Annotated in this window: 11 protein-coding genes; 1 reads left to right on the forward strand and 10 read right to left on the reverse strand. The window is 47.1% G+C overall.

What is annotated here, in order from left to right:
- Window positions 1-20 precede the first annotated feature (20 nt).
- The 3 genes from NZ043_RS26425 to NZ043_RS26435 all read right to left on the reverse strand — a co-directional run bounded on the left by NZ043_RS26425 (window position 21) and on the right by NZ043_RS26435 (window position 3,245).
- The gene (locus NZ043_RS26425; protein ID WP_133385110.1) at window positions 21-1,211 is read right to left on the reverse strand and encodes a NupC/NupG family nucleoside CNT transporter; all 1,191 of its coding nucleotides are present in this window, start codon (window positions 1,209-1,211) and stop codon (window positions 21-23) included.
- A 230-nt stretch (window positions 1,212-1,441) separates the two neighbouring features.
- Window positions 1,442-2,092, reverse strand: coding sequence for a deoxyribose-phosphate aldolase (gene deoC / locus NZ043_RS26430; protein ID WP_339312878.1), 651 nt, complete (start codon window positions 2,090-2,092; stop codon window positions 1,442-1,444).
- Window positions 2,093-2,306: 214 nt separating this feature from the next.
- Entirely contained in the window at window positions 2,307-3,245 is a 939-nt protein-coding gene (locus tag NZ043_RS26435) for a sugar-binding transcriptional regulator (RefSeq protein WP_062836066.1), read from the reverse strand.
- A 242-nt stretch (window positions 3,246-3,487) separates the two neighbouring features.
- Here NZ043_RS26435 and NZ043_RS26440 point away from each other — a divergent pair, with 242 nt between their 5' ends.
- On the forward strand, window positions 3,488-4,114 hold the full coding sequence (locus tag NZ043_RS26440; protein ID WP_339309661.1) for an FMN-dependent NADH-azoreductase: 627 nt from the start codon (window positions 3,488-3,490) through the stop codon (window positions 4,112-4,114).
- Window positions 4,115-4,435: 321 nt separating this feature from the next.
- Here the strand turns inward: NZ043_RS26440 and NZ043_RS26445 are convergent, their stop codons facing one another.
- From NZ043_RS26445 to NZ043_RS26475, 7 genes are all read right to left on the reverse strand, one after another.
- Window positions 4,436-4,786 (reverse strand): hypothetical protein, encoded by a 351-nt coding sequence (locus NZ043_RS26445; RefSeq protein ID WP_036613800.1) that lies wholly within the window; start codon window positions 4,784-4,786, stop codon window positions 4,436-4,438.
- A gap of 85 nt (window positions 4,787-4,871) precedes the next feature.
- Window positions 4,872-6,059, reverse strand: coding sequence for an MFS transporter (locus NZ043_RS26450; RefSeq protein WP_339309662.1), 1,188 nt, complete (start codon window positions 6,057-6,059; stop codon window positions 4,872-4,874).
- Between the two features lie 82 nt (window positions 6,060-6,141).
- Entirely contained in the window at window positions 6,142-7,359 is a 1,218-nt protein-coding gene (locus NZ043_RS26455) for a Xaa-Pro peptidase family protein (protein WP_339309663.1), read from the reverse strand.
- Window positions 7,352-8,197 carry an ABC transporter permease subunit gene (locus NZ043_RS26460; protein WP_339309664.1) on the reverse strand — a complete coding sequence of 282 codons (846 nt, stop codon included), beginning with the start codon at window positions 8,195-8,197 and terminating at the stop codon, window positions 7,352-7,354. The genes NZ043_RS26455 and NZ043_RS26460 overlap by 8 nt, the downstream gene beginning before the upstream one ends.
- Window positions 8,190-9,107, reverse strand: a complete 918-nt coding sequence (locus tag NZ043_RS26465; RefSeq protein ID WP_339309665.1) for an ABC transporter permease — start codon at window positions 9,105-9,107, stop codon at window positions 8,190-8,192. Before NZ043_RS26465 ends, NZ043_RS26460 begins: the two co-directional genes overlap by 8 nt.
- Window positions 9,104-10,234 carry an ABC transporter ATP-binding protein gene (locus NZ043_RS26470; protein ID WP_339309666.1) on the reverse strand — a complete coding sequence of 377 codons (1,131 nt, stop codon included), beginning with the start codon at window positions 10,232-10,234 and terminating at the stop codon, window positions 9,104-9,106. Before NZ043_RS26470 ends, NZ043_RS26465 begins: the two co-directional genes overlap by 4 nt.
- Window positions 10,235-10,306: 72 nt before the next feature.
- Window positions 10,307-11,443 (reverse strand): extracellular solute-binding protein, encoded by a 1,137-nt coding sequence (locus NZ043_RS26475; RefSeq protein WP_339309667.1) that lies wholly within the window; start codon window positions 11,441-11,443, stop codon window positions 10,307-10,309.
- Window positions 11,444-11,459 lie beyond the last annotated feature (16 nt).

Consider the following 11,459-nt stretch of genomic DNA (forward strand, 5'->3'; position numbering starts at 1 on the left):
ACTCCTTCCAATAATCCGGTTTACAAGAACAGTCCGGCGATGATCGCTGACAATACACTGACAAGCGATGCACCGTAAAGCAGTTTCAGACCGAAGCGGGCTACCACATTACCTTGTTTCTCATGAAGTCCCTTCACCGCACCGGCAATGATACCGATGGAAGAGAAGTTAGCGAACGATACGAGGAAGACGGATACGATCCCTGTTGTTCTGGCAGACAATAAGGTCTCCTTCGCTAGAGCAAGCATGGCAACAAATTCGTTGGATACCATTTTGGTTGCCATAATACTTCCCGCCTGAATCGCTTCCTTCCAAGGAACACCCATAATAAAGGCTAATGGTGCAAACACATAACCAAGCAGCTCCTGGAACGAAATACCAAGCACCGCGCTGAAAATTCCGTTAACAAGTGCAATCAAGGCAACAAAACCGATTAACATCGCAGCTACGATGATGGCAACTTTGAATCCATCCAGGATGTATTCGCCGAGCATTTCGAAGAAGGACTGTTTCTCCTCTTCCTGTACTTCCAATATATCTTCTTCCTCTGTAACCTCATAAGGATTCACAATGGAAGCAATGATAAAACCGCCAAACAGGTTCAGCACAAGTGCCGTAACCACATATTTCGGATCAATCATGGACATATAGGCACCGACAATCGACATCGATACCGTGGACATCGCCGAAGCACACAAGGTGTACAGCCGATGTTTTGGCAACAACCCAATTTGTTTTTTCACAGAAATGAACACTTCAGATTGCCCCAATACAGCCGAAGCAACCGCGTTATATGATTCCAGTTTGCCCATTCCGTTGATTTTGCTTAATACCAGACCAATATATTTTATAACAAAAGGTAAGATTCGGATATACTGCAATATCCCAATGAGGGCAGAGATGACAACAATCGGCATCAGAACGTTCAGGAAGAATGGGACCCCGCCAGTTGCGTCTTCAACCTTCGTCAAATCACCAAATACAAACGCAATTCCTTCATTTGCATAATCAAGCAAACTTTTAAATACGGTGGCGAAGCCGCCAATCAGCCATGTCCCGACCCCTGTATTCAGCAAGGCATACGCCAGGATCACCTGTAAAACAACCATTACGGCCAGTGGCCGGTAGCGAATCTTCTTTTTACCGTTGCTTGCGATATAAGCCAGTCCAAAAACAACGAGTAAACCAAGAAGGGCAATTAGAAATTTCATTTGATCTCTCCTTTGAAGGTAGTTAAGCCGGATGAGGAAATTCAGCTCAAAGGGTTCTTAAGCATTTTTATCAGTAATCTTTCAGAAAACTTATGAAGCGCTTACAATAAGTTCCGTTAATTAAAATATAAGTGTAAGTTGTATTCCCTGTACCTGAGTCGAACGCCCAAGTACAGAGAATATAACATTACTTTTATTTATTAAGCTTTTTCTTGATAAGAGGCTTTTGTTTAATAAGAAGATGTAGACTGACCACCCTGCATAATCTTCACGCCAGAACTTGCACCGATCCGAGTCGCACCCGCTTCGATCATTTTCTGCATATCTTCCAGGCTACGTACGCCACCGGAAGCTTTAACGCCAACATCAGGACCTACAGTACGACGCATCAAAGCGATATCTTCTGGCGTTGCTCCACCTGTGGAGAAACCTGTAGAAGTTTTAACAAAATCAGCTCCAGCTCGCACAGCTGCCTGACAAGCACGTACTTTCTCTTCATCCGTCAACAGACAAGTTTCAATAATAACTTTCACCAAAGCTTTACCCGCAGCCGCTTCAACAACAGCACGAATATCTTGTTCAACGAAATCATCTTTGCCATCTTTCAAAGCACTGATGTTGATGACCATATCGACTTCAGTTGCACCTTTAGCAATCGCATCTTTCGTTTCGAAAGCTTTTGTCTCCGATGTAGATGCTCCCAGAGGGAAACCAATAACGGTGCAGATATCTACGCCAGAACCCTGCAACTGCTCAGCAGCATAAGCAACCCAGCCTGGGTTAACACATACGGAAGCAAACTGATATTGCTTTGCTTCTTCGGTTAACTTGGCCATTTCACTATGCGTTGCGTCCGCACGAAGCAACGTATGGTCGATCATTTTAGCTAATTGTGGTGTAGTCAATTGAATCTCTCCCTTATCTGAACTAGTTATTTTCTATACCCTTACACTAACATGAACATATGTAAAAAGCAACTTGAACTTTTGTTCACGATTCAACTTACAGTTCTTGCTTCGTTCTATTTTCTGCCTAACAAAGCAAAACATCCGCCCTTTTTGCGTGGCAGATGTTGTCATCCATATCCATTTGAAATTAGAATCGCAGTAATGCCTGTGCTGTGTACTGATCCGTAACCAGAATATTGGCATAATGACCTTTAAGCGCGGCGTGAATGGCTTCAATTTTGCGTTGTCCCCCGGCAACAAGGATTGATTTTTCCTTATTTCTCAGCTCGGCTAGATCAATTCCAACGGTTCTGCTGTTAATCTCTTCACTGATCAACTGACCTTCCGCGTCGAAAAAGCGTGAACAAATGTCACCTGCACCGGAGTTCATCAGCAGTTGTTGCTCTTCTTCATTGAAGTAACCGAGCCTGAACAGTAACGCATCTTCCTTCACAGTACCCACGGTAAACAAAGCAATGTTGGCCTGTCTGCCAAGCTCTACGATTCTGCCAATATGCCGATCGGCTTCCACCATGTTCTTTACTTCAATGTTGTCGAAAATAACGGGCAGTGGCAAATACCTTGGTACCGTATGGAATGCCTCAGCGAACAAATGAACAATCTCAGCTGCATACGTATTGACATGGGAGTGGCTTACGCCCCCCTTCAATTGCACGACTTCGACACCTTTAACCTGCTTGGGACGAAGTTGGCGTGCTACAGCATGCATGGTTGTTCCCCAAGTCACCCCGATGATATCCGCATCCTGAACCGTCTCTTGAAGGTAGTCTGCTGCTCGTTTGCTGATATGCTTCTGTATTTCCTCATCACTCTTCAACGGGGCAAAACACACAAGTGCCGTATCCAGATCATATTTCGACTTAAGTTCTCCGGCAATGATGTCGATATCCTCCAGCGGGTCCATAATTTCAATCCGGACGTATCCACGATCTTTGGCGTACTGAAGTAATCTTGACACCGTTGGACGCGACACGCCCAGCCTTGCGGCAATATCCTGCTGGCTATAATCGGACTGATAATACAATTTCGCTGCTTCAATGCTTAATCGTTGCTTCTCCAGGTCCATTCCCATGTGCGCTCATCTCACTCATCCTATTGTCTTTGGAAAATAAATACTCGTCCTGTATATTATACATGGATTGAGTATCTGGTCACCATATAGCATCCAATTCAGTATCATGATCGATCCATTCATATTCATATCCCTTTCTGACGTATAAAACGGGGGAAACGATGCATACTACTTCGGTCGCTTCATCATTGCCAAGATTGGTTCACCCCATTAATCGCACAGAGAGGAAGAACTGCATGTCTACCTTATTGTATATTACTGCCCATCCTCATGATCATGAAACCTCCTTCAGCATGGCTACGGGGAAAGCATTTATTGATGCTTATCGTGAAAGTCACCCTTCTGATGAGGTTGTTCACCTCGATCTGTATCGTTCGGATATTCCGCATATCGATGCGGATGTCTTCAGTGGTTGGGGCAAACTGCAATCGGGCAGTGATCTGACTTCCGAAGAGCAGGCGAAAGTAAGTCGTTTGAATGAACTGTCAGATCAATTTGCCGCAGCAGATAAATATGTTTTTGTAACACCGATGTGGAACTTCTCGTTCCCTCCAATTCTGAAGGCTTATGTCGACTCCATCTGTGTAGCTGGAAAAACATTTCGTTATACAGAACAAGGTCCTGTTGGACTGTTGTCCGACAAAAAAGCGTTGCATATTCAGGCTCGCGGTGGCATCTATTCCGAAGGCCCAGCGGCTCAGATGGAATCCGGTCATCGTTACTTAAGCATTATCATGTCATTCCTCGGTGTGCCGAAGCTTGATGGCATTTTTGTTGAGGGGCATAACCAATATAAAGATAGAGCGAATGAGATCAAGCAACAGGCTATTGAACAGGCGCGCACTTTGGCAAAACAATTTTAGAAAGGTAGTTCAAAAAGTCCGCTTTTGATTACGAAGGATGCCTAATTGCATCATCAGCATCGAATATGGAATTCAGCAGAAATAAGCGGGAGGCTTACGAAGTATGTTTCCTTTGGAAACATTGTAGTTGCTCACGTAGCTTTCCCTACGCTCCGCTACTCCATTTCTAGCTTCATCCCATCTTCTCGGTACTGAAAACCGACCTTTTTTCAACACTCACTAGAGTGTAGTAAACACTCAAAACATAAACAAAACCCGCGTGCTACCTAGGAGATATTCCCAGGATACACGCGGGTTTTCAATGTATAATCAACCTAGAGCTTATTGATGTCCAGCGCTGGCACGGCTCATGGTTTCAAGTTTACGTGTGATCGCATGACGGTCTACTTTTAATCCCCAGATCATTTCAATAATCTGCTCTTTCTCCTCAGGACTGTCGGCATGCTTCAGTTGCATTAACAGATCATGCATTTGTTCATTAATGCCTTCAAATTGAATCCATAAATCCTGTCTTACCTCTTTGGAATCCAGATGATGATTCGCATCGACTTCTTCCTTCAATGCTTGCAGAATAGCATCTTTCCATTCGTCATCACCTAGCTGTTTCGCAATGTTCAGGAGATCCAGATAATCGTCAACAAGAAGTGAGTTCAATTCAGCATGTGTTTTCATCGTTTATTGCATCCCCTTTTCGTCTATTTACCAAGTATTATACTCGGTATTTCAGGATATGCAATAGCTGTCGGAAAAAGTTGATTTATGTAGCCTGTCCCTTCAACCTGTGAACAAGCAAATTACACAAGACAAAACCGATCAAAACATATACACCGATCATCCCCACAATGCCTATCCATCCCAGATGGCTGTAAAGCAGTCCACCTCCTGTTCCACTTACGCTTGAACCAAGATAGTAGAAAAATAAATACAACGCATTGGCTTGGGATTTGTGCTGATTGGCCACGAGTCCAACCCAACTGCTTGTGATGGAATGACCGCCAAAGAATCCAAAGGCAAACAGGGCGAGTCCGATAATTTTGACCCAAAGTGCTGGATGAACGGTACAGACTGCACCAGCCAGAATAATTCCCAGCGCGATTCCAAGCACATGTGACCTGCCGTACCGATCTGCCAGCCTGCCCATCCAGGTACTGCTGACTGTGCCCATCAGATATACCACAAAAAGACTTCCAACGATAGACTGGCTCAGATGATAGGGTTCACCCGTTAATTCAAAACCGATATAGTTGAACAGGGTCACGAATCCCCCCATCAGGAGAAAACCGAGTCCATACAGGCATAACAGCCTTGGATTGCGACATTGTGACCACAAAAAAGGTATTGGATTTTTGAATCCGGGTGCAGCTTTGACAAAATGACGGGATGGCGGGATGACAAGCCAAAAAATAACGGCTGCACACAGTCCAAGAATACCAATGAAACCCACTGCAGCGCGCCAACTGAACCAATCTGTCACCACACCGCTGATGAAACGGCCGGCCATGCCACCTATCGAATTGCCACTGATATATAGGCCCATGGCATAACCAAGACTTCTAGGTTCAATTTCTTCTGACAGATATGTCATGGCTATCGCTGGCACCCCCGCGAGTGCCACCCCCTGAAGAATACGAAGCAGAAGAAGCTCCGTATATCCCAAGCTGAATGCGCTCAGTAAAGCAATAACAGAAGATATCACCAGTGCCGCTGTCATAATAAAGCGTCGCCCCACAGAATCAGACAAGGACCCGATGAACAGCATCGCCAGTGCCATGGCGATCGTTGTTACCGATAGCGTGAGACTGGCGTGTGCCGGCGTAATGGAGAATGCGTCGCTAATCTCAGGCATCAGGGGCTGGAGGCTGTAGAGCAAAGCAAAAGTGACAAAACCTCCGGCGAACAGTGCAAGGCTAATGTTACGAAACGTCTTAGTTCCCTGCTGAATCATGGATGTTCCAACTTTCTCAGTAAGAAAGCTTCTTGGATCGACTGTGGTCTGATCGCCGGTCAGTGAAGCCTTCCATTTATCGTTATTTAGTGAACAGTTTCCGCTCCATATGGGTCAGAAACTCATAACCATCTGGCGTTACAACAATTGTATCTTCGATTTGGAATCCACCAGCACCTAGCTCGTAATATGGTACCTCAACACATAACACCATACCGGGCTCCAGTATCCGCTGGTCCCCCGGGGAAAGGGTCATATCGTCGTACAGTTCCAACCCGATGGCATGTCCGACATGCTGACGTCGGTAATGCGGAATCCCCTCACGCTGTACGCGAGATACTGCCGCATGGAATACTTCCGACGCCCTGACGCCAGGGCGCACCGTTTCAAGTGCCGTCTCCCATCCACTTTTTACTGCATCAAAATGCTTTTTCATCCAGGCGGTAGGCTCCCCTGCAACAACCGTGCGGCCCGTATCTCCCCAGTAACCTTCCAGCTGTAGGCAAAGATCGAAACGGATCTGATCTCCGGTCTCAATCGTATGAAAATAATTTTCAATGAGTGGCAACGCACTGCGTGGCCCTGCCCCTACCGCTGTCATTGCTGGAGTTCCACCTGCTCGCATCACAGCCAGACGATAATGATCCGCAAGTTGCTTCTCATGAACACCTGCGGCAATCAGGTCAATTAGCTCCTGCTCAATCCGTTCATTTAATTGGGCAGCCTGACGAAGTTGTTCGATTTCAAAAGGTGTCTTGACCAGGCGGATTTCTCGGAACAACTTATATGCAGGAATTACCGGTCTGTCAGGAACCTCCTCCTTGATTCTCGTCAGAATATCGGGAGCGATCCGCATCTCATCGATTCCAATCGGCTGATCTTCGATCTCAAGCTGTTTTAACGCTGCCTTGAGTGCTTCAACAGGACCTGGATGAATAACCGTCGTTTGCAGGAGAGAATAAAAGAGATCAATGTCGTCAGTGGAAGGTTTGCCTTCAATTGAACCTTCCACGAAGAAATCACTGTAGGCAAATATATCTACCCCCGTAATACCGAACTGGGCCACAACGCCCAACCGATTCGTTGGAATGATGATACACGGCTTAGCAGATCTGTCGGCAGGCAGAACCGCATAAATCTGCATGGTCCAGTTGCTTGCACGCAGCTGGGACCCGATGACATAGTGAATGTTCTCCGGAGTAGTTGCGATCAGGGCGCTTAGCCCCTTAGTTTTCATCACTTCTTCCGCCCGGTCCCGGTTCAGACCTGAGCTATGGGATAGATGCTGTGAATTATTCATTTTGATCCAGACCTCCTTTTATTTTCCTGCGACCAAACAAACTTTCAAGTCCTGGTACAGAGCGCAGCACTAGTTTAATCGTCATAAACAGAGCCAGCGCAAACGCGATCAATACAACAGACACCACGGCTATCGTTGGGTCCTGCCATTTCTCCATATACAGGAATAGCTGTATTGGCAGCGTGTAGCTGTCCTGACGGAGCAACAGCAGTGCAGCCTCAACCTGATCGAAAGTGAAGACAAAAGCGATTGAGCCTGACAGAAGCAGGGATAGTCGGAGCTGTGGCAGCGTAATTGTGAAAAAAATGTGCATCGGCCCTGCGCCAAGGTCCGCGGCAGCTTCCCGATGAGCCGGGTGCAGATTAGCTAACGCACTGCCCACAATAGTGAGCACAAATGGAAGTACAATGACCGCTTCACCCAAAATAAGTGCAAACAGTCCGCCTGCAATATGCATTTTTGAGAATAAAATCAGGTATGCAATACCCAGCGTAATTTTTGGCATAACCATCGGAGACACAAAAAATGCCCTTAAGATACCCGAGCCCAGGAAAGGGTATTGCACGATTGCTAGCGCAGCAAGCGTACCTGTAATCAAAGCCAGCAGAACCGCCCCTGTAGAAGCAATAAGGCTGTTCTTGAATGCATCGAGAAACTGGGTCTGCTCACTCAGATTGGCATACCACTTCAAGGTGAGACCTTCCGGGGGAAATTTGCTGGCTGAACCTGAGCCTACAGATGTCAACATAATCATCAGCAGTGGCAGCAGCAAATAAATCGCTACGGCACCCACAAAGATGTAGAGTAACAGCTTGGTGCCCCTGTTCGACTTAACCATACGCCTGACCTCCCTTACGGGAACGACGGAACATCAACATTTCTGCTCCTTTATTCACAAGCATCGAGACAACGATGGAAGACACAAGCAAGAACAAGCTGGCAACCGCAGCCATCGGCCAGTTGGTATCCAAAGTACGCTGGTATATAAATACCGGAAGTGTCATGACTCTTCCCCCGCCAATCAGTTGAGGTGTGGTGAAGGCGGTGAGACATAGCGTGAACACAATCTGCACCCCGCTTGCAATACCTCTTGCCGATAAAGGCAGGGTAATGGTCAGGAACGTTCGCCAGCTGCCCGCCCCCAAATCCTGAGCAGCTGCCTTTAAGGAAGCATCACTTTGGGACAATACATTCAGGATTGGAAAGACCATAAATGGCAGGAAAATATGGACAAGCGCAACAACAACACCAGTCTCGTTGTATATCATGCTGAATCCTTCCTCGGTAAGCCCCATCCGGATGAACAACCAGTTCATGAAGCCCTGTTTGGACAGTAACAGCTGCCATCCGTAAGAACGTACAACCGCACTGACCAGTAGCGGAAGAAACGTGAGCAGTAGCAACAACTGTTTCATACCAGGCTTCTTTAGACCCGCTATGCAGTAGGCCAGTGGATAGGCAAGCATTAGACTCCATAGCGTAACCTTGAAGGCAATGCGAAATGTCGTGCCAATCAGTTTCCAATAGTAAGGATCAGATAAAAAAGCACGATAGGCCCCCCAATCCCAGCCGCGAATAAGCTTTCCATTCTCATACATATCGAAGCTATATCTGCCAAAGATCAGCAACCCGCCCAGATACACGATGCCCATCAGAGCAAGTGCAGGCAAGAGAAGCAGCAACCGGGTTACCCATGTGCGGTTTCCAAAGGAATACAAATTCACGATCCGTTCCGCGATCCGGTTCATATTCCTGCACCCTGTACATGGTCTTGCATGGGTTCAGATAACAAGAGCGCGTCCTCTGGGTCAAAGCCGATTTGTATTAGCTCACCTGGACTGTAACGTGAAGCTCCCCGCTGATGCAGCATACTGGCCTGAACTAGAAAACCCTCAGCAATCTGCACACTGTATCGAATATTTGCTCCGCCATACACCGCTTCAATCACATGTCCATCCAGCTTGTTCAGGCAGTGAGTTGCATCTTCTCCAAGTCGAATATACTCATTGCGGATCGATAAGGAATGTCGTGCTCCCGCTTTCGGTACAGCATTTCCATCACTGACTTTCACCAGTAATGGCTTGCCGAAGCATTCCACCCGAATTCCATTCACCTCATGTCCCAACACTTCCGTCTCAAAGAGATTGGTATCTCCAATAAACTTGGCTACGAAGCTATCAGCCGGTCTTTCATAGATTTCATCAGGGGTTGCATATTGAAGCAGCTTTCCGGCGCGCATGACGCCAATTCGGTCAGACATATTCATGGCTTCGCTCTGATCATGCGTTACAAAGATAAACGTTCCGCCAAATTCACGCTGTATCCGTTTCAGTTCGCGCTGCATATCGAGACGCAGCTGCATGTCCAATGCAGAGAGAGGTTCGTCAAGCAGCAGCACTTCCGGTCTGTTAATCAGTGCGCGAGCAATGGCGACGCGTTGGGCCTGACCCCCGGACAACTCGGATACAGCACGCCTGCCATAGTCTCCGAGCTGGACCAGATCAAGCATTTCACCTACCTGCCGTTGGATATCGGCTTTTGGTAACTTCTTCACCTTTAGCCCATACGCAATGTTGTTGAATACATCCATATGAGGGAACAGCGCAAGCTGCTGAAAAATCATGTTGCTGTTACGTCCATAGGCCGGAATGCCGGTAACATCCCGGCCTCCCAGCATAATGGTGCCCTGATCCGGTTGCTCAAGTCCGCCAAGCATGCGCAGCAGTGTTGTTTTGCCACAGCCACTCGGACCAAGCAAGGAAACGAATTCTCCCTTTTTCACTTGCAGTGTTACTTGATCAACGGCGACTCGTTCACCATAGGTCTTCGTGACTTCCTTTGTTTCAATGGATATGGTCTCTTGTCCACTGCTCATCTCTGATTCCCTCCCATCGATTCCGGGTCCAGAGCAGAACCCAGAATCGTTGTGTTTCTGGCAACAATCCTTTTATTGAAGCTTTGTTTTCACGAGACGGTCCCATAGTTCTTTCCAGGAAGAACTGTTCTGTGCAAGCACATCCCAGTCTGGATTAATGCCGTTACTTTGCGTTTCGACGGAGAATGAAGGATCATCCTTGTACTTGTCCGGAACTGCAGCTGTCGTACTGGTTACTGGTGTACCCGTTGCTTCTGCGTATTGTGACAGCGCCTCTGCGCTCAACAATTCGTTAATAATTTCGTTTGCAACACGTGTCTGCTCTGGTGTTGAGCCTTTCACTACCTGAAGTGTATACGGGAAAGAGATGGCACCTTCACTCGGATATGCTACGGCGAGTGGAGAACCGCCATCAATCCATGTCTGTGCAACCTGTGCACTGAATGGGGCAATGAGAGCATCACCTGACTCCAGCAGTGCCTTCAGCTGATCATTGGATGAAACCAATGTGCCAATCTGGTCACTGCGATCTGCCCAGAACTGGAAGGCTGGCTCGGGATTATCATAGGATGCGCCAATCTCCTGACCTTTGGTAGCAATCAGTGGAGAGATATAGGAATAGAACATGTAGTCCCAAAGCGCAGTTTTTCCTTTGAACTCCTCGTTATCCCATAGATCGTTCCAGCTGGTAGGCGGCGTTTTCACCAGGTCTTTGTTATACACCAGGGCAAAGCTCGAAACGCCCCAGACCACACCTTTATTATCAGGCTTGTGGAAGGATTCCGGGATATCCTTGATATTGGTCACGATACTTGTATCCAGCGGCTCCCACATGTCATCATTCAATCCTTTTGCCGTCGCATCTGCATTGAAGTAACCGAAGTTAACCACCGGATTGTTGGCATCAGCCTGCTTGCCTGCGACCATTTTTGGGTACATTACCGAATTGGAGGATTCCTCAAAGGTGACTTCAACGTTGGGATGTTCTTTCACATACTCGGCAACCACTTCTTTGGGTACAACATCCTGATTGGAGCCAGCCCAGATAAACATCGTCAGCTTAACTTTGTCTCCGCTTGCTCCTGAAGAGTCGCTCTCTCCGGCAGTATTACTTGAGCTGCCTGCTCCACCGCAGGCCGAAAGCACCAATATACCGGCCAGTGTCAGAGAGGCGAGGCTGAGAAAGCGTTTTTTATTGGATTTGAACATACAAATTCCCCCATCC

The sequence above is a fragment of the Paenibacillus sp. FSL k6-2145 genome, assembly GCF_037976585.1.
Lineage (GTDB): Bacteria > Bacillota > Bacilli > Paenibacillales > Paenibacillaceae > Paenibacillus.